Genomic DNA, 18,355 nt, shown 5'->3' on the forward strand with positions numbered 1-18,355 from the left:
AGGTGGTGGGTCCTTCAGTCGCCAAACACCTTCCGTATGGCATCGAAGACGGAATCGAGCGGCGATACTTCCACGTCCAGCGCCTTGACCCCGGCATCGCCGATGAACTCATCGTAGTACCAGTCACCATCGACGTAAGAGACGCCTCGCGGCGGCGTTCTTTCGCTGGGTGGCTTGCCGGACAGCGCCTGACGCATGTAGTCGGTCCACATCGGCAAGGCCAGCGTGGCGCCGAATTCGCGGGCGCCGAGCGATCTGGGCTGGTCGTGCCCCATCCACGAAACGGCAACGATGTTCCCGGAATAGCCGGCAAACCAGCCGTCGACCGCATCACTGGTGGTGCCGGTCTTGCCGGCCAGGTCGTGGCGGCCCAGGCGCTGGCTGGCTGCGGCGCCGGTGCCGCTGCTGGCCACCTCGCGCAGCATGCTGTCGATGATGAAGGCGTTGCGCGGGTCGATGGCACGTTGATTCTCCTGCCTGACCGGTGGCGGTGGCGCTTCCCACAGCACGTTGCCGCGGGCGTCGGTGATCTTCTCGATCAAGCGGGGGGTGACCGTGAAGCCGCCATTGGCGAACACCGCGTAGGCGCGGGCCATCTGCAGCGGGGTGACCGAGCCGCTGCCCAGCACCATGGTCAGATTGGCTGGATGTTTGGCGGCCTCGAATCCGAAACGTTGCAGATAGTCCTGCGCATATTGCGGCGAGATGGCTTGCAGCAGGCGCACCGCAACGACGTTCTTCGAGCGGGCCAGCGCGCGGCGCAGGCTGATCGGGCCATCGTAACCGTCGTCATTGCCCGGCTCCCAGGGTTGCCCGTTTTCGCCGCCGGGCAGCGACAGCGGCGCATCGTTCATCAGCGTGGCCGGCGAGAAGCCCTTTTCCAGTGCGGCCGAATAGACAAAGGGCTTGATGATCGATCCCGGTTGGCGCCAGGCGCTGGTGACGCGGTTGAACTGTTTGCGGTAAAAATCGAAGCCGCCGACCAGCGCCCGGTAGGAACCGTCCTCGGCATTGAGGGCGACGAATGCGGCGTCGACTTCCGGCATCTGGGCGATAGCCCAGCGACCCTTGCTGTCCTGGCTGACGCGGATGACCGACCCGATGCGAATCCTGATATCCGTCCTGGCATTCGGCTGCAGCGCACGGGCGGCGAAGCGCAGTCCGTTGCCGGTGATTTCCAGCGTGTCGCCGGTGGCGGGTTCGGCGCGTACGAGCTTGGCGGAAACTTCGGTAACGACGGCGGCGATCAGGTTGTCGCTGCCGGGATGCCTGGCCAGGGTCTGGTCGATGACATCCTCGCGTTCGTCCGCATCGGTCGGCAGGGTGACAAAACCTTCCGGCCCACGGTAACCATGGCGCTGGTCGTAGGCCAGCACATTGCGCCGGACCGAGTCGTAGGCAGCGTTCTGCTCGGCCTTGTCGAGCGTGGTATGGACAATGAAGCCCTGGGTATAAGTCTCTTCTTTGTATTGCGCATACAACTCCTGGCGCACCAGTTCGGCGACATGGTCGGCATGGGCTTCGAACTGCAGGCTGCGGCCGATTTCGAGCGGCTGGCCGATGGCCTCGTCAAATTGCGCCTGGGTGATTTTTTCCAGGTGCAGCATGCGTTTCAGGACAAGTTCCTGGCGGGCCTTGGCACGCACCGGATTGACCGCCGGGTTGTGTTTGACCGGGTTCTGCGGGATACCGGCCAGCATCGCGGCTTCCGCCAGCGTCAGCTCCGGGAGGCGTTTCTTGAAATAGGTGCGGGCGGCGCTGGAGAAACCATAGGTGCGCTGGCCGAGATAGATCTGGTTCATGTAGAGCTCGAGGATCTGGTCCTTGCTCAGCGCCGATTCGATGCGATAGGAGAGCAGCACCTCGGTCAATTTGCGCGTCAGGGTTTTTTCCTGCGTGAGGAAAAAATTGCGCGCCACCTGCATGGTGATCGTCGACGCGCCCTGGCGCATGCCGCCGGTCAGGCCGGCCGTGATCGCTCGCGCCACGCCCCGGTAATCGACACCGCCGTGCTCGTAGAAGCGCGCATCCTCGATCGCCAGCAGCGCGTCCTTCAACACCGGCGGAATCTCCTGGATCGGCGTGAAGTCCCGGCGTTCCTCGCCGAACTCACCGAGCAGCGCACCGTCGGCGGTATAGATCCGCAAGGGGATTTTCGGGCGGTAATCGGTGACGACATCGAGCGTTGTCAGCTTGGGCAGGATACTCAGCAGCGTGGCGCCGAGCAGCAAAAACATCGCCAGGGCACCCACGGCGCCCAGCGCCAGCAGGGTGCGCCGCAGGTCGTTGCGGTAATTGGCCGGGGTAAAGGGGAGGGCAAGAAATCGGACGGCTGTTGCGAAGAAGCTCACGTGCGGGTCCTGTTTGAGGCGCCGCCTTGGGCGCTGGAAGGCGCAGTTTAGCCGCAACGGTGGCAAGAAAAAATTCCGGAAATTATTCTTGACTTCGTCATGTCGATATAACTAAACTCATCGACATGAAATCTGACTACAGCCAAACCATTCCCCCGCAGTGGGCCGTCATGTCCAAGATGTTCGTTGCCCTGGGCGATGAACATCGTCAGCGCATCCTGCTGTTGTTCGAGCCGGGCGAACGACTGAATGTCGGGCAGATTGCCGAAGTATCGACGCTGGCGCGGTCGACCGTGTCGCACCACCTGAAAGTTCTCCACGAGTCCGGCGTGCTGGCCTCGGAGAAGATCGGCAAGGAGGTGTGGTTCTGGATCGACCGCCAGGCGCTGGAAACCACTTTCACCAATGTCCTCGATTACGTCCGGGAGTCCACCTGATGCGTGCCGTGTTGCGTCCAATCCTGCGGGTGATCGCCCGCCTGCTGTTCCGTGTCGATGTGCAGTTCCGTCAGTCCGATTTTTCGCAGCACAAGCTGCTGATCGTCGCCAATCACGAATCCTTTCTCGACGGCCTGCTGCTCGGCTTGTTCCTGCCGGTCGATCCGGTTTTCGTCGTGCATACCGGCGTCGCCAACAATTTCTGGTTCCGCCTGCTGCTGTCGCAGGTTGATTATCTGGCGGTCGATCCGACCAGCCCGATGGCGATGAAGAAGGTCATCCGCTTGATCGAATCCGGCCGGCCGGTGGTCATTTTCCCGGAAGGGCGGATCACGCTGACCGGTTCGCTGATGAAGGTCTACGACGGCCCGGCCTTCGTCGCCGCCAAGACCGGCGCGACGGTGATACCGGTGCGGGTCGATGGGGCTTCGCGTTCCTACTTCTCACGGCTGTCGGGCAAGTATCCGAAGGAAATCTTCCCGAAAATCCGCCTGACGGTATTGCCGGAAGCGCATTTTCCGATGCCGGTGGCGTCGACCGCAAAATTGCGCCGGCGCAAGGCGGGCGAGCAGATGCGCAAGCTGATGCAGGAAATGATCTTCGCCTCGCGCCCGACGCAGACGCTGTACGGCGCGCTGTGCGACGCGGCAACGCTGTTCGGGCGCGGCCGGCGGCTGCTCGAGGACGTCAAGCAGATCGAGTATTCGTACAATGACCTGCTCAAGATGGCGCTGATCCTGGCGCGGCAGATCGAACGCGTGTCGGTGCCGGGCGAGAAAATCGGCCTGCTGCTGCCCAACCTGGTGCCGACCATCGGCCTGTTTTTCGGGTTGACCGCAAGAAAGCGCGTGCCGGCCATGCTCAACTACACCGCCGGCACCGACGCCATGCAGGCGGCCTGCGACGCTGCCGAAGTGAAGACGGTAGTCACCTCGCGCGCCTTCGTCGAGCAGGCCAAGCTCGGCGACAAGCTGGCCGGGCTGCGCGGTGTCGAACTCATGTACCTGGAAGACATCCGCGACCGCATCGGCCTCGGCGACAAGCTGTGGCTGGTGCTGTGGGGGCTGCGTTTCCCCCGTGCCTTCGAACTCTACGCCTCGCCCGAGGATGCGGCGGTGGTGCTGTTCACCTCAGGTTCCGAAGGCAAGCCGAAGGGCGTCGTGCTGCCGCACCGGGCGATCCTCGCCAACATTGCGCAGATTCGCGCAGTCATCGATTTCTCGGTCGACGACAAGGTATTGAACGCGCTGCCCATCTTCCACAGCTTCGGCCTGACCGCTGGCGCGCTGCTGCCGGTGCTGACCGGCGCCAACCTCTTCCTCTACCCGTCACCGCTGCATTACCGGGTGATTCCGGAAGTTGCCTATGACCGTGGCTGCACCGTGCTCTTCGGTACCTCGACCTTCCTCGGCAACTACGCAAAATTCGCCCATCCCTACGATTTCTACCGGCTGCGCTACGTCGTCGCTGGCGCTGAAAAGCTCTCCGAAGCGGTGCGCAACCAGTGGTTCGAGAAATTCGGTGTGCGCATCTTCGAAGGCTACGGCGCCACTGAAACCGCGCCGGTTCTTGCGGTCAACACGCCGATGGCCTACAAAACCGGCACCGTCGGCAACCTGCTGCCGGGCATCGAGCACAAGCTGGTGCCCGTGCCGGGTATCGCCAGCGGCGGCATACTGCACGTGCGCGGCCCCAATGTCATGGCCGGCTACCTCAAGGCCGAGCAGCCGGGCGTGCTGCAGGCGCCGGTTTCAGCGGCCGGCGACGGCTGGTACGAAACCGGCGACGTGGTCGAGATCGACGACGAGGGTTTCGTGAAGATCGTCGGCCGGGTCAAGCGTTTTGCCAAGATTGCCGGCGAGATGGTCAGCCTGGAAGTGGTCGAGAAACTCGCCGTCGCCAGCGCGCCGGACAAGCCGCACGCGGCATCCAGCCAGCCGGACGAGAGCAAGGGCGAAGCCCTGGTGCTATTCACCACCGATCCGGCGCTGAGCCGCGACATGCTGGCGGCCAAAGCGCGCGAACTCGGCCTGCCGGAACTGGCGGTGCCGCGCAAGATCAAGCTGGTGGATGCGCTGCCGCTGCTCGGCACCGGCAAAATCGATTACGTGACCTTGAAGCAGATGGCGGAGGCGGCATGATGACGTTCAATGCGCAACGCCGACGGCTGCTCGGCTTCCTCGCCGGCGGCACCGCGCTGGCCGCCGCCGGCGCCAGCCTGGCCAGGCCGGTGGTGGTCAATCCCTGCCGCGCTGCGATTCCGGTCCGGCTGCTCGACAGCCCGTGGCTGAAGCAGGTCTGGGCCGGCATCGACCCGGCCGGGCTGTGGGACTGCCACGTCCATCTGGCCGGGCTGGGCGATGGTGGCAGCGGCATCGAGATCGGGCCGCAACTGTCGTCGCCGCTGCAACCGGTGCATTACGCGCAGCGCCTGTTCTACATGAACGCCGGCTGCGCTCACGATACGCCGGGTGCCGTCGATGCCGCCTACGTCGCGCGTCTGCTCAACCTGTGCGACGCGATGCCCGAAGGCTTCAAGGTCATGCTCTTCGCCTTCGAGCGTTTCCACGACACGGCCGGCCACGCGCATCCGGAGCATTCGGCGTTCTACGTGCCGAACGCCTGGGCGGCGAAACTGGCGGGCGAGTTCCCGGCGCGCTTCGAGTGGGTGGCGTCGCTGCATCCTTATCACGCTGCTGCGGTCGACGACCTGAAACAGGCAATTTCCGGCGGCGCGCGCGCGGTCAAGTGGCTGCCGGCGGCGCAGGGCATGGACCCGGCGTCGGCGAAGTGCGATGCCTTCTACCGCGTCCTCGCCGAATCCGGCACGCCGCTGATCGTCCATTGCGGCGAGGAAAAGGCGGTCAAGGGCAGCGACACGCAGGCCTTCGGCAACCCGCTGCGGCTGCGCCGGGCGCTCGATCTTGGCGTCAAGGTCGTGGTCGCTCATTGTGCGACGATGGGCAGCGATGTCGACGACGATGGCAGCGTGCGTTCCAGCTTCGATCTCTTCCTCAAGGCGATGGCCGAGCCGCGTGCGGTCAACCGGCTGTACGGCGACATTTCCGCAATCACCTTGCGCAACCGCCAGCCGGCGGTGATCCGCACGCTGCTCGAACGCGAGGACCTGCACGAGCGCCTGCTCCACGGTTCCGATTACCCGCTGCCGGGCGTGCTGCCGTTGATTTCGTCGGCGACGCTGGCGCGTGCCGGCCTGTTGCCGAAAGATGCGGTCGCCGATCTCGACGCGCTGCGCGAGCACAACCCGCTACTCTTCGATTTCGTTCTCAAGCGCCTGCTCTCGTGGCAGGGTCATTCCTTCTCGCCGGCGGTCTTCGATACCCGCCGCATTTTTACGGTCGACCAGTCATGAGCGGACAATTCGGACTTCTCAAGCAAAAGCGCTTCGCGCCGTTGTTCGGCACGCAGTTTCTCGGTGCCTTCAACGACAACCTGTTCAAGAATGCGCTGGTCGTGCTGCTGACTTTCCAGGCGGCACAATGGACGACGATCCCGGTCGAACTGCTCGGTAATCTGGCAGCCGGGCTGTTCATCCTGCCTTTCTTCCTGTCTTCGGCGACCGCCGGGCAATTGGCGGACAAGTACGACAAGGCCTGGCTGGCGCGACTGTCGAAGGTGCTGGAAATCATCATCATGGGCGTGGCCGCTGCCGGTTTCTGGCTGCACAGCTTGAGCTGGCTGCTCGCCGCGCTGTTTTTGCTCGGGCTGCAATCGACGCTGTTCGGTCCGGTCAAATACGCCATCCTGCCGCAGCACCTGCATGAGGATGAGCTGGTCGGCGGCAATGCGCTGATCGAGGCCGGCACCTTCGTTTCCATCCTGATCGGCACGCTGGCTGGCGGCCTGCTCGCCGGGGCGGTGAGTCAGCCGATGTGGATCGCTGTCGGCGGGCTGGCGGTGGCGGTGCTCGGCTATTGGTACAGTCGTGGCATTCCCGATGCGCCGCCGCCCGAGCCGGATCTTGCGGTCAACTGGAATCCGCTGACCGAAACCTGGCGCAGCATCCGCTTTGCCAGCGGCAACCGTACGGTGTTCCTGTCGATTCTCGGCATCTCCTGGTTCTGGCTCTACGGTGCGTTGTTCCTGGCGCAGTTCCCGGCCTATACGAAAAACGTGCTCGGCGGCGGCGAAACGATGGTGACGCTGTTGCTGGCCATCTTCACGGTCGGCATCGGGCTCGGCTCGCTGCTGTGCGAGCGGATGTCGGGCAAGCATGTCGAAATCGGCCTGGTGCCGTTTGGCTCGATCGGCCTGACGCTGTTCGGCCTGGACCTGTACTTTGCCTCGCCGGTCGGCCTGGTCGGCACGACGGCGCACGAACTGACGGCGCTGCTCAGCATTCCGGCGATCTGGCGGGTGCTGTTCGACCTGCTGATGATCGGTGTCTTCGGCGGCTTCTTCATCGTGCCGCTGTACGCCTTGGTGCAGACGCGCAGCGAGGCCAGCCACCGGGCCCGGATCATCGCCGCCAACAACATCCTCAATGCGCTGTTCATGGTCGTTGGTGCGCTCGGCGCGGCGGCCGCGCTCGGCGCCGGGCTGTCGATCCCGGCGCTGTTCGGGATCGCGGCGCTGCTCAACGCGGCGGTGGCGGTGTACATCTACGGGCTGGTGCCGGAATTCCTGCTGCGTTTCGTCGCCTGGCTGCTGGTCAAGGCGGTGTATCGGCTGCGCAGCGAGGGGGTCGAGCACATTCCGCTGGCCGGGCCGGCAGTGCTGGTGGCCAACCACGTCAGCTTCGCCGACGCGGTGATCCTGATGGGCGCGTCGCCCCGGCCGGTGCGTTTTGTCATGGACTACCGCATCTTCCGCACGCCGCTGCTCGGCTTCGTCTTCCGCCATTGTGGCGCGATCCCGATCGCTTCGGCCAAGGACAACCCGGCGCTGATGGAAAAAGCCTTCGCCGGGGTGTCGACCGCACTCGCCAACGGCGAACTGATCGGCATCTTTCCGGAGGGCGGGATTACGCTGGATGGCGAATTGCAGCCTTTCCGCCCGGGCATCGCCCGCATCCTCGCCGCCAATCCGGTGCCGGTGGTGCCGATGGCCTTGTCCGGATTGTGGGGCAGTTACTTCTCGCGCATTGACGGCAAGGCGATGAAGACGCCGTTCCGCCGCGGGATGTTCTCGCGCATCGGCCTGCGCGTTGGCGCGCCGCTGGCACCCGAGGCGGCGACGCTGCCGGTGCTGCACGAGCGCGTGTTGACGCTGCGCGGCGCGGTCAAATAGTCGGGGCGGCGGTAAAATCACGGACTTTGCCCGAAAGGTCACGATGACCACCGCCGTCCAGATTCCTGTCGACCCGCTCGCCACCCTGGCGAATACCGAAACCCAGCGACTTGCCGCGCGCATGGCGCAGGATGCCTTTGCCGCCGCCTTCCGGATGGCGGTGTCGCCGGATGGCGAAGCCGGCGAGCTCGGCGAACTGGCCGGGCGCTGCTACAACTGGAGCCAGGCCGGCGCTGACGAAGAGGCGCGGGCACTGCGCCTGGCCCTGCTGGTCGCCGGCCTTGATGCCTGGGGGCTGGCCTACACGCAGGCGTTTCACCTCAACGCGATCCCGGCGCTGACGGCGCTGATCGGCGGCCTGCGCACGCGTCTCGATGCGACCGCCGATGCGCGCTTCCTGCAGCAGTTTTCGACGCTGGCCGACAACGAATTCGCCGCCGTCGATTTCAAGGTCGAACTGCGGCGCAGCATCCACCTCGCGCTATGGCACGCGATGGCCGCCTGTGAAACCGCAGAGCAGGCCGAAGGGCTGGTCCGGCCGCTGGGCAGCCTGCTGCTCGGGCTCAACGAGCAGATGCCGGAACTTGGCTGGCGGCTGATTGCCGACGCGCTGGCCAGCATCCAGATTTCGCTGCTCGCCGATCCGGCCGCGTCGGCGCGGGCGCAGGAAGGAACCCAGCAGTTGTTCGCCGCGCTCCGTCACGCGCTGCCGGGCGAGCGCTACCAGGCCATCCTCGCCCATTCCGGGCAGGCTGTCGTCGCCTGGCAGCAAGCGCGGCGGGCCCGCGATGCAGAGGGTAGAATCGACGCATGACACTGGCCGCAATCAAGGAAAGACTGGATCTTTACGAGAAGCTGATGCGATTGGACAAACCAATCGGCATCCTGCTGCTGCTGTGGCCGACGCTGTGGGCGCTGTGGCTGTCGGCCGACGGTCGGCCGGATTGGGCGGTGGCGCTGGTCTTCATTCTCGGCACCGTGGTCATGCGCTCGGCCGGCTGTGTCATCAACGATTATGCCGACCGCGATTTCGACAAGCACGTCGAACGGACGAAGGAACGCCCGCTGACCGCCGGCCGGGTGACCACCCGGGAAGCGCTGGCGCTGTTCGCCTTCCTCTGCCTGCTTGCCTTTGCGCTGGTGCTGGTACTCGGCAAGCCGCTGGTCATCTGGCTGTCGATTCCGGCGGTCTTCCTCGCCGCCAGTTATCCCTTCACCAAGCGCTTCTTCGCCATTCCGCAAGCCTACCTCGGCATCGCCTTCGGCTTCGGCATCCCGATGGCCTACGCCGCGCACCAGGGCAGTGTGCCGGCAGAAGCCTGGTGGCTGCTGCTGGCCAATGTCTTCTGGGCGGTTGCCTACGATACCGAATACGCGATGGTCGACCGTAACGATGATCTGAAGATCGGCATCAAGACCTCGGCGATCACCTTCGGCCGCTTCGATGTTGCAGCCGTGATGTTCTGCTACGTGGTGACGCTGGCGCTGATTGCTTGGGTCGGCAACGCCTACGCGATGGGATGGCCGTTCTACGCCGCCCTGGCCATCGCTGCCGTGATCATGGGCGTGCATTACACCTGGATCCGCGGCCGCGAACGCATGCCTTGCTTCAAGGCCTTCCTGCACAACAACTGGGTCGGCGGTGTCATCTTCGCCGGCATTGCCCTGGACTTCCTGCTCCGATGAAATACCACGACCTGCGCGACTTCATGTCGCAACTGGAAAAAACCGGCGAACTCAAGCGTGTTGCGGTCGACGTCGATACCCACCTGGAAATGACCGAGATCGGCGACCGTGTGCTGCGCGCCGGCGGCCCGGCGTTGCTGTTCGAAAAACCGGTGACCGGCGCCCGTCGCCACGACATGCCGGTACTGGCCAACCTGTTTGGCACACCCAAGCGCGTCGCGCTCGGCATGGGCGAGGAATCGGTGCAGGCGCTGCGCGAGGTCGGCAAGCTGCTCGCCTACCTGAAGGAGCCGGAACCGCCGAAAGGCTTGAAGGATGCCTGGGACAAGCTGCCGATCCTGAAACAGGTGCTCAACATGGCGCCGAAGAAGGTGAGTAACGCGCCCTGTCAGGAAATCGTCTGGGAGGGCAAGGACGTCGACCTGTCGCGGCTGCCGATCCAGCATTGCTGGCCGGGTGATGTCGCACCGCTGATCACCTGGGGACTGGTGGTGACCAAGGGGCCGCACAAGAACCGGCAGAATCTCGGCATCTACCGCCAGCAAGTGCTCGGACCGAACAAGCTGATCATGCGCTGGTTGGCGCATCGCGGTGGCGCGCTCGATTTTCGCGAACACCAGATCGCCCATCCCGGCCAGCCTTTCCCGGTGGCGGTGGTGCTCGGTTGCGATCCGGCGACCATCCTCGGCGCCGTGACGCCGGTGCCGGATTCGCTGTCCGAATACCAGTTTGCCGGCCTGCTGCGCGGCGGCAAGACTGAGCTGACGCAGTGCATTGGTTCAGGTTTGCAAGTGCCCGCTTCCGCCGAGATCGTTCTCGAAGGCCATATCCAGCCGGGCGAGCTGGCGCTCGAAGGCCCCTATGGCGACCATACCGGCTACTACAACGAGCAGGCGGATTTCCCCGTTTTTACGGTCGACCGCATCACCATGCGGAAAAACCCGATCTACCACAGCACCTATACCGGCAAGCCGCCGGATGAGCCGGCGATCCTCGGCGTCGCGCTGAACGAGGTGTTCGTGCCGCTGCTGCAGAAGCAGTACCCGGAGATCGTCGATTTCTACCTGCCGCCGGAAGGTTGTTCGTATCGGATGGCCATCGTCTCGATCAAGAAGGCCTACCCCGGTCATGCCAAGCGCGTGATGTTCGGCATCTGGAGCTTCCTGCGCCAGTTCATGTACACCAAGACGATCATCGTCGTGGACGACGACATCGACATCCGCGACTGGAAGGAAGTGATCTGGGCGATGACCACGCGCTTCGACGCGGTGCGCGACACGACGCTGGTCGACAACACGCCGATCGACTATCTCGACTTTGCGTCGCCAGTAGCGGGCCTCGGCTCGAAGATGGGCATCGACGCGACCAACAAGTGGCCGGGTGAAACCAGTCGCGAATGGGGGCGGCCGATCGTCATGGATGCGGGCGTCAAGCAGAAGGTCGATGCGATGTGGGACAGCCTCGGGCTATGAGTCTGCGCATTGTTGCGGTCGACCTCGAAAATCCGGCAATTTCCGCGGCCTGGCTGGATCTGCTCGACCACTACGCGCACGACCCGATGGGCGGCGGTGACGGGCTGACGGATTACGCGAAAAACCATCTGGCCGAACGCCTGCGCGCCTTGCCGACCTTCCATGGTGCACTGGCCTGGGACGGCGAAAATGCCGTCGGCCTGATCAACTGCTTCGAAGGTTTCTCGACCTTCGCCGCGCAGCCCTTGCTCAACATCCACGACATCGTCGTCCGTCGCGAGCGGCGCGGCGCCGGCATCGGCCAGGCGCTGCTCGACTGGGCGGTGACGCGGGCGCGCGAACTCGGTTGCTGCAAGCTGACGCTGGAAGTCCTGTCGAACAATGAGCGAGCGCTCGCTTCCTATGCACAGGCCGGTTTTGCGCCTTACGTGCTCGACCCGGCGGCCGGGCATGCGTTGCTGATGCAGAAACTCCTGAACGAGGAAAAGCCATGAACGAACCCATTCCGGGCGGCACGCAGGGCGTGCGCCCGTCGCTGGTCAACGTCACGCATCTGATTTACGGGCTGCATGCGATCGCCGTCGTTGTCGGCGTCACTTCGTCGGCAACCATTGCCGGCGGTTTTGTCTTCGGCTTGCCTTCGTTGCTCGCCGTTTTCCTCAATTACTGGATGCGCAGCGAAGTCCGTGGCACCTGGCTGGAAAGTCATTTCCGCTGGCAGATCCGGACCTTCTGGTTCACCGTGCTGTGGCTGTGCGTCTACGGTCTGTTCCTGATCACCATCATCGGCATCCCGATCGCCATCGGCGTCATCCTGGTGCTGGGTTTCTGGGTTGCCTACCGCGTCGTCCGCGGCTGGCTGGCGCTCGGCAGCTCAAGCCCGATCAGCGCTTGAGGCGGCGTCCTTGCGCAGCCACTTGAGGACGGTGGCGAACAGGATTTCCGGATCGACCGGCTTGGCAATGAAGTCGTCCATGCCGGCATCCAGGCAGCGCAGGCGGTCCTCGGCGAAGGCGTTGGCGGTCATCGCCAGAATCGGCACATGCTGGCGTGCCGGCAGTGCGCGGATGCGCCGGGTGGCTTCCAGACCATCGAGCCGGGGCATCTGCATGTCCATCAGGATCAGGTCGTAGTCGTTCCGGCTGGCCTGTTCCAGCGCGCTCTGGCCGTCTTCGGCAACGTCGAGCACGATGTTGACGTCGGCAAACAGCGATAGTGCGACTTCCCGGTTGATCGGTTCGTCCTCGGCCAGCAACAGGCGGCATTGGGCAAACTCGCGGGCCAGGATGCTTTCCGCCGATTCGCCGCTTGCCGGGAGTTTCGGTGGTGGCGTGACGACTGGCCGGCCGTGCTGCAGGCGGGCGGTAAACCAGAAGGTGCTGCCCTGTCCGGGTTCGCTGCTGACGCCGGTGTCGCCGCCCATGGCCTGTGCCAGCTTGCGCGTGATGATCAGGCCCAGGCCGGTGCCGCCGAAGCGTCGGGTAATGGTGTTGTCGGCTTGTTCGAAGGCGCTGAACAGCCGGGTTTGCGCCGCCTTCTCGATGCCGATGCCGGTGTCTTCGACCTCGAAGCGCACCAGCATTTCCTCCGGTGCTTCCTGTTCGGCGCGAACGCGCAAGATGACGCTGCCGGCTTCGGTGAACTTCACGGCATTGCTGGCAAAGTTGAGCAGGGCCTGCTGCAGGCGGATGGCATCGCCGCGAAGCACGATGCCGGGCAGCCCGTTTTCGATGCGCAGATCGAGCCCTTTTTCCTGGGCCTTGTCGAGCAGCATCGACGAGATGTTGGCGAGGATGATGCCGGGTTGCAGGTCGCCCTCATCGAGCTCGAACTTGCCGGCCTCGATTTTCGACAGGTCGAGAATCGCATTGATGATGTTGAGCAGGTGCTGGCCGGCCATGTCGATCTTGTGCAGGCGATCCTGTTGTTCCGCCGGAATGCCGGCGCGCCGGATCAGATGGACCATGCCGGTGATGGCGTTGAGCGGGGTGCGGATTTCGTGGCTCATGTTGGCCAGGAACGCGCTCTTCGCCACGCTGGCTGCTTCGGCAGCGTTCTTGGCCTGCTCCAGCGCGGCCTCGGTTTCCTTCTGGCGCCGGATGTCGGTGATGAAGACAATCAGTCGGGCAGGTTGTCCTGCCGCAGCCGGCCGATAGTTGAGGCTGATGCTGACCGGTATGCGCCGGCCGTGGCGGGTGATCAGGCTGCTTTCGAATTTCAGGTTGCCGGCTGCGCGGGCTTGTTCAACGACCGCGTCAAAGGCTGCGTCGTTGTAGTTTTCGTCGATGTCAGGCACGCGCAGCGCCAGCATTTCCTCCTGGCTGTAGCCGAGCAGTTCGGCTGCATGGCGATTGACATAGGTCAGGCGGGCGGTCTCCGGGTCTACCCAGTTGATGCCGATGCCGACGCTGTCCATCGCGAACTGGGTTTCGGCCAGCTGGCGATGGGTGTTTTCCAGTTGTGCCGTCCGTTCCCGGACCTTCTCCTCAAGCTGGTCGCGATGACCGGCAACCTCGTCCAGCGCGCTGCGCAGCCGGGTGATGTCATGGGCAATTCCGAGGATGCCGATCAGGCTGCCATCTTCCAGGCGCATCGGTACCTTGGTGGTCAGGAAGAGTCCGCGGTAGCCGGTGCTGGCGAACGTGATCCATTCCTCGTTGCTGCTTGCCTCGCCGGCATGCATTGCCGCCAGGTCGTGGGCGCGGAAAAAATCGGCGAGTTCCTTGCCGACGAAGTCGTGGTCGGTCTTGCCGATGATTTCCGCTTCACTGGCACCGAAGAATTGTTCGAAGCGCGGGTTGCAGGCAAGGTAAACGCCGTTCGGGTCCTTCAGCCAGACCAGGTCGGGAATGGTGGCGACCAGGGTGTGCAGGTGGGCGCGCTCGCGGGTCAGCGCCATCATTGTTTCGTTCAGCACCTTGGCCAACTGCCCGAGTTCGTTGTCCGGCAGTTGTCCGGAAAGCGGCTGGAAATGACCTGCCCGGGCCGAGTCGACCGCCAGCATCAGCTGTTTGAGCGGACTGGTGACCTGGCGCCGCATGAAAATCAGGCCAATCATGAAAACCAGCAGCGAGACGCCGGCCAGGCTGGCAAAACCGGCGCTGATCAAGGTGGCGGTCGGGGTGTCGCCAGGATGGGTTGAGCGGACGAAACGGAATGTCGCCGTTTTCCCGTCCGGCAGATCAACCTGGGTCGTTGCGTGGGCGTACTCGCCGGTTTTCCCGAGCTGCGTGCGTCTGAACCAGCGCAGCTTTTTTTCCAGCGGCGTGCCGGCGTCGCTTGCGGCATGGAGGTCCGGCATTTGCGCCGAACGCTGGAGCGTATCGGCTTCGATGGCGAAAGCGAGCCCGGTTTCGCCCGCCGTGCGTTCGATGAAGCTCATGTCCAGGCATCGCCCCAGCGACAGGCGGCCGATTTCCGTCGCGCCGGCATTGTGTACCGGCATGTCGAGAACCAGCGCAATGCCCGGGCGGCTGCGGCAGCGGTCAAAATAAACGACATCGCTGTGTCCGGTCGGCCCGATCAGGTCATCCCGCGGTGCCACCGGCTCGAATGGGGAAAGACCGGCCTGGCTGGCGAACAGTTGCTGCGCTTCGTCGGCACGTTGCGACCAGTAGAGGTTCTGCTGATCGGCATAGCCGGCGATCGGGCCGTGGCTGCCGGAAACGATCAGCCAGTCGCTGCCGCTGGCACGACCGCGCTCGCCGAGCAGGACGGCCAGGTCGCGGGCGGGAGCGTCGAAGACATCCGGGTTGCCGTGTTCGCTGTCGAAATAGCCATGAAACAGGTTGAGCGTGGCTTGCAGGGCCGGTGACTCGGCGAGCGAGCGGCCCATGCCGGCGAGCTCGTCGGCGCGGTATTCGGTTTCGGTATCGAGGTGCTGCAGGGCGGCGTCGAGGGCCCGGTTGCTTTCGGCCCATTGCTGTTGTCCGCGCAGGAGCGAAAACAGCGCGCCGGCGACCACCAGCACGGCGATGGTTGCGGCAAACCAGAGAAGGAGCAGCCGGTGGGCCAGCGAAAGCTTGGGCACGATCAGAAGATGGGTTCGACCCGCTCCACGTTGTCGCGCGTCACCGTGATCGACGGCACGATCCGTTCCCTGGTTGCGATCTTGCCGCCGTCGATCAGTTTCAGCGCGGCTTCGGCGCCTTCGCGACCGAAGGTCGGGTAGGTGAAGCTGGCAGCCAGATCGCCGGCCCGAATGGCGGCACGCGCCTCACTGATGAAATCGATGCCGGTTATCGGCAGGTCCTTCACATTGCGTCCGGCCTTTTTCAGCGCCATGATCGCGCCCAGCGCCATGCTGTCCGACTGAGCATAGATGGCGTCAAAGGGCAGTTTTTCAGCCAGCGCTTCCTCGATTTTCTGGATCGCCAGCGCGCGTTGCGAGTCGGCGCGCTTGATCGCGGCGATTTCCAGCCCGGGGTGCTTCTTCAGTTCGTCAAGAAACCCTTCGGTTCGCAACTGTCCCGGCGTCGAGGTCGGAATGTGCTGCAGCACCAGGATGCGGCCCCTGCCGTTCAGGCGTCTGGCCAGATATTGCGCGGCCTGGCGGGCGATGGCGCGATTGTCGGCGGTGACGAAATGGGTGAACTCCTCGCCACTGACCCGGCGCGACAGCAGGATGACCGGGATGCCCCGGCGGTGTACGCGGGCGATCGGTTCGCGCATCAGCTCGGCATCGCGCGGGCTGGTGATCAGGATGTCGACGCCGCGCGCGGCAAAATTCTCGATGTCCTGGACCTGGCGGGCGGTGTCACCGCCGGCGTCGCTGAAGACGAATTCGATGTCGGGGCGTTTTGCCAGTGCCTGCTGCAGATCACGTACCTGGGCGGCGCGCCAGTCGTTGGACATGGTGTCCTGGGCAAAGGCGACGACATGTTTGCGTTTTGCCGGCGGGGCGGCGAACAGCCTGGGGGCAGCGCTCAGGCCGAGGGCGAGCAGCGTGAATTGCCGGCGGTGCATGATGAAACTCCCTTGTCGTATTGGTGCGGACGCTTCTGCTGACGTCGTCGCGACCAATGGCTCAACTCTAACGCATTCGCCGCCAGTTTTCGAGCATCTGCAGCGAGCGCGAATAGCTGTGCCGGATCTGCGCGTCATCGTAGCGATGCGCCTGCCCGACCGGACAGGCCTGGCGGGCCAGGCAGGCCTGTGCGCAGGGTGATGCAGGGCGCAGACGTTCGTCGCTGCAGGCATCGAGCCGGAAGGGCTCGCCGCAGGCGCCGGCCGGGCAGGCGGTGATGCAGGGGCGACTGGCGCAGTCGAGGCATGGGCTGGTGTTTTCCGGAATCTTGCGGTCGACGGCTACTGTCGGGCAAAAATCGGTGTCGGCGATGACGACGCAGCGGTAGGCAAACCAGCTGCCCCAGTGGCGATCGACGCCGACCATGAAGGGCGACGGATGGTGCCAGCCGGCGAGCGCGCCGAGCGCCTGCAGGCCAACCCGCCAGGTGCCGGGGTAGACGATGCGGTAGCGCCGGTCCGGCAAAAATCCGGCAAACCAGCGGTCGACCGCAGCAATGGTGTAGTCGTCGATCGGGTGTTCGCCACGCTGACCGGCGGCCTGGACGCAGTCCCACAGCCGCCGGCCGGCGTGGCCGATCAGGATCAGCTGGCGTTCGCCCGGTGTCACGGCGAGTGGTGCCAGGACTTCTGCCGGCAGCCCGGCGAGGTTGAAGACATGTTGCCGGTTGAGGCCGGCGTCGTCGAGAAAGTGGCCGGGAAAGTCGGTCATTGCTTTTCGGCGAGCCAGTTCAGCAGCGCATCCATCGCCGCCGCGCCGCCTTGGGCGCGCGGGTCGTTGATGAAGAAACTGAGGGCGTAGCGCCGGCCGCGGGCGTCGAGGGCGTAGCCGGCGGCGGTGCGGACGCCATTCAGCGTGCCCGTCTTGATATGGGCGCGACCGGTGGCCGGCGCGCCGTTCAGGCGTTTCTTCATGGTCCCGTCGACGCCGGCCAGCGGCATGCTGGCGATGAATTCGGGCATGACCGGGCTCTTCCAGGCATCGAGCAGCAAACGGTTCATGCTGCCGGCGCTGATGCGTTCGCTGCGCGACAGGCCGGAGCCGTTGTCGACGACCAGTTCGGGGAAATCGAGGCCGCGACTGGCCAGCCATTCGCCGATGCGCCGGGTGGCGCGTTCGGCGCTGGCCGGGGCGCCGCTGTTGCCGAGCGTCAGGAAGACCTGGCGGGCCATGACGTTGTTGCTGTACTTGTTGATGTCACGCACGGCATCGGCCAGCGGAGGCGATTCGTGGCGGGCCAGTGGCAAGGCCGCCGACGGGGTGGCGCCGGCACGTACCCGGCCGCCAAGCCGGCCACCGAGTTCCTGCCACAGGCTGAGGATCAGCCCTGCAGCGTGCGCATCGGCGGAGAGCGGGGCCAGGTTGAGCGTGCGTTCACCGCACTGGCTGGCGTAACTGCCTTGAATTTCCAGGCGCTGCCGGTGGCCATCCGGGATCACGGCGAGCGTGATGCGATCCTTCCAGTCGCTGCCGCAGGCGCCTGTAGTGCTGCGCAGCCGGTTGTCGACGAACAGTCCGGCACTGGGCGATTCGAGCAGCACGCGCGGCTGCCCGTCCTGTGGCTGGAGCGTGAAGCGCAGCGACTGGAAATCGAGCAGCAGGCCGTTGGGGCCGACGTTGTACGGACGTTGTGGCTTGTTGTCGAAGGCCGCCGGGTCGAAGTCGACCGGTGCAAAGATGCTGCGGTCGAGAACAATGTCGCCGTTGATGCGCTCGATGCCGCGCACGCGCAACTGGCGCAACAGCAGCCACAGATGCTCGATGGCGAAACGCGGGTCGCCGCTGCCGCGCAGGTAGAGATTTCCTTCAAGAACGCCGTTGACCGCAACATTGTCGGCGAGCGCCACGGTCTGCCAGGTGTAGGCCGGACCGAGCAGGTCGAGTGCAGCGTAGGTGGTGAGCAGCTTCATTACCGACGCCGGGTTCATTGCCGCGGCTGCGTTGTGGGCAATCAGCGATGTCCCCGAATCGACTGCCTGGACGATCACCGCGACGCTGCCGACGGGGATCTGGGCGGCCTGCAGGGCCTGGGTCACGGCGGGTGGTAGCTGGGCGCGGACCGGCGTGGCGCCGATCAGGGCGATTAGGCAGAAAAGCAGGAAAAGCGGTCGATGGATCATGTGGCTGGTGTTG

Annotated in this window: 14 protein-coding genes; 9 read left to right on the forward strand and 5 right to left on the reverse strand. The window is 64.7% G+C overall.

Annotated elements, in window-relative coordinates:
- Nucleotides 1–14: 14 nt before the first annotated feature.
- Nucleotides 15–2,351 carry a penicillin-binding protein 1A gene (locus tag BJN45_RS02545; protein ID WP_076091734.1) on the reverse strand — a complete coding sequence of 779 codons (2,337 nt, stop codon included), beginning with the start codon at nucleotides 2,349–2,351 and terminating at the stop codon, nucleotides 15–17.
- 170 nt (nucleotides 2,352–2,521) lie between these two features.
- On the opposite strand from BJN45_RS02545, the gene BJN45_RS02550 reads away from it, so the two are divergent.
- Genes BJN45_RS02550 through BJN45_RS02590 form a run of 9 tightly spaced genes read left to right on the forward strand, consistent with a single transcriptional unit; the run spans nucleotide 2,522 to nucleotide 12,091 of the window.
- Nucleotides 2,522–2,788, forward strand: a complete 267-nt coding sequence (locus tag BJN45_RS02550; RefSeq protein ID WP_240494476.1) for an ArsR/SmtB family transcription factor — start codon at nucleotides 2,522–2,524, stop codon at nucleotides 2,786–2,788.
- Nucleotides 2,788–4,929: a bifunctional acyl-ACP--phospholipid O-acyltransferase/long-chain-fatty-acid--ACP ligase gene (gene aas / locus BJN45_RS02555; protein ID WP_170873010.1), complete on the forward strand. Its 2,142-nt coding sequence runs from the start codon at nucleotides 2,788–2,790 to the stop codon at nucleotides 4,927–4,929. Before BJN45_RS02550 ends, aas begins: the two co-directional genes overlap by 1 nt.
- Nucleotides 4,926–6,161, forward strand: a complete 1,236-nt coding sequence (locus BJN45_RS02560; RefSeq protein ID WP_205750529.1) for an amidohydrolase family protein — start codon at nucleotides 4,926–4,928, stop codon at nucleotides 6,159–6,161. Before aas ends, BJN45_RS02560 begins: the two co-directional genes overlap by 4 nt.
- Complete coding sequence (locus BJN45_RS02565; protein ID WP_076091738.1) at nucleotides 6,158–8,038, forward strand: MFS transporter; 1,881 nt, start codon at nucleotides 6,158–6,160, stop codon at nucleotides 8,036–8,038. The genes BJN45_RS02560 and BJN45_RS02565 overlap by 4 nt, the downstream gene beginning before the upstream one ends.
- Before the next feature lie 43 nt (nucleotides 8,039–8,081).
- Nucleotides 8,082–8,852 (forward strand): hypothetical protein, encoded by a 771-nt coding sequence (locus BJN45_RS02570; protein ID WP_076091740.1) that lies wholly within the window; start codon nucleotides 8,082–8,084, stop codon nucleotides 8,850–8,852.
- A complete protein-coding gene (ubiA, locus tag BJN45_RS02575) occupies nucleotides 8,849–9,724 on the forward strand; it encodes a 4-hydroxybenzoate octaprenyltransferase (protein ID WP_076091742.1) in 876 nt (291 codons plus the stop codon). The genes BJN45_RS02570 and ubiA overlap by 4 nt, the downstream gene beginning before the upstream one ends.
- Nucleotides 9,721–11,196, forward strand: a complete 1,476-nt coding sequence (ubiD, locus tag BJN45_RS02580; protein ID WP_076091744.1) for a 4-hydroxy-3-polyprenylbenzoate decarboxylase — start codon at nucleotides 9,721–9,723, stop codon at nucleotides 11,194–11,196. Before ubiA ends, ubiD begins: the two co-directional genes overlap by 4 nt.
- Nucleotides 11,193–11,690 (forward strand): GNAT family N-acetyltransferase, encoded by a 498-nt coding sequence (locus BJN45_RS02585; RefSeq protein ID WP_076091746.1) that lies wholly within the window; start codon nucleotides 11,193–11,195, stop codon nucleotides 11,688–11,690. The genes ubiD and BJN45_RS02585 overlap by 4 nt, the downstream gene beginning before the upstream one ends.
- The gene (locus BJN45_RS02590; RefSeq protein ID WP_076091748.1) at nucleotides 11,687–12,091 is read left to right on the forward strand and encodes a DUF4870 family protein; all 405 of its coding nucleotides are present in this window, start codon (nucleotides 11,687–11,689) and stop codon (nucleotides 12,089–12,091) included. Before BJN45_RS02585 ends, BJN45_RS02590 begins: the two co-directional genes overlap by 4 nt.
- On the opposite strand, the gene BJN45_RS02595 is transcribed toward BJN45_RS02590, so the two are convergent.
- From BJN45_RS02595 to dacB, 4 genes are all read right to left on the reverse strand, one after another.
- Nucleotides 12,071–15,226 (reverse strand): response regulator, encoded by a 3,156-nt coding sequence (locus BJN45_RS02595; RefSeq protein WP_076091750.1) that lies wholly within the window; start codon nucleotides 15,224–15,226, stop codon nucleotides 12,071–12,073. The genes BJN45_RS02590 and BJN45_RS02595 overlap by 21 nt on opposite strands.
- A 2-nt stretch (nucleotides 15,227–15,228) precedes the next feature.
- Entirely contained in the window at nucleotides 15,229–16,161 is a 933-nt protein-coding gene (locus tag BJN45_RS02600; protein ID WP_076091752.1) for a substrate-binding domain-containing protein, read from the reverse strand.
- 67 nt (nucleotides 16,162–16,228) lie between these two features.
- The gene (locus BJN45_RS02605; RefSeq protein WP_076091754.1) at nucleotides 16,229–16,933 is read right to left on the reverse strand and encodes a hypothetical protein; all 705 of its coding nucleotides are present in this window, start codon (nucleotides 16,931–16,933) and stop codon (nucleotides 16,229–16,231) included.
- Entirely contained in the window at nucleotides 16,930–18,342 is a 1,413-nt protein-coding gene (gene dacB / locus BJN45_RS02610; RefSeq protein WP_076091756.1) for a D-alanyl-D-alanine carboxypeptidase/D-alanyl-D-alanine endopeptidase, read from the reverse strand. Before dacB ends, BJN45_RS02605 begins: the two co-directional genes overlap by 4 nt.
- Between the last annotated feature and the right edge of the window lie 13 nt (nucleotides 18,343–18,355).

Source organism: Azonexus hydrophilus (genome assembly GCF_001956855.1).
In the GTDB taxonomy this organism is placed as follows: domain Bacteria; phylum Pseudomonadota; class Gammaproteobacteria; order Burkholderiales; family Rhodocyclaceae; genus Azonexus; species Azonexus hydrophilus_A.

Bases quoted from the DNA above. Each gene is read 5' to 3' on its own strand.
- BJN45_RS02550 (WP_240494476.1), top strand. From the start codon at position 2,522: ATGTCCAAGATGTTCGTTGCCCTGGGCGATGAACATCGTCAGCGCATC.
- aas (WP_170873010.1), top strand. From the start codon at position 2,788: ATGCGTGCCGTGTTGCGTCCAATCCTGCGGGTGATCGCCCGCCTGCTG.
- BJN45_RS02560 (WP_205750529.1), top strand. From the start codon at position 4,926: ATGATGACGTTCAATGCGCAACGCCGACGGCTGCTCGGCTTCCTCGCC.
- BJN45_RS02565 (WP_076091738.1), top strand. From the start codon at position 6,158: ATGAGCGGACAATTCGGACTTCTCAAGCAAAAGCGCTTCGCGCCGTTG.
- BJN45_RS02570 (WP_076091740.1), top strand. From the start codon at position 8,082: ATGACCACCGCCGTCCAGATTCCTGTCGACCCGCTCGCCACCCTGGCG.
- ubiA (WP_076091742.1), top strand. From the start codon at position 8,849: ATGACACTGGCCGCAATCAAGGAAAGACTGGATCTTTACGAGAAGCTG.
- ubiD (WP_076091744.1), top strand. From the start codon at position 9,721: ATGAAATACCACGACCTGCGCGACTTCATGTCGCAACTGGAAAAAACC.
- BJN45_RS02585 (WP_076091746.1), top strand. From the start codon at position 11,193: ATGAGTCTGCGCATTGTTGCGGTCGACCTCGAAAATCCGGCAATTTCC.
- BJN45_RS02590 (WP_076091748.1), top strand. From the start codon at position 11,687: ATGAACGAACCCATTCCGGGCGGCACGCAGGGCGTGCGCCCGTCGCTG.
- BJN45_RS02600 (WP_076091752.1), bottom strand. From the start codon at position 16,161: ATGCACCGCCGGCAATTCACGCTGCTCGCCCTCGGCCTGAGCGCTGCC.
- BJN45_RS02605 (WP_076091754.1), bottom strand. From the start codon at position 16,933: ATGACCGACTTTCCCGGCCACTTTCTCGACGACGCCGGCCTCAACCGG.
- dacB (WP_076091756.1), bottom strand. From the start codon at position 18,342: ATGATCCATCGACCGCTTTTCCTGCTTTTCTGCCTAATCGCCCTGATC.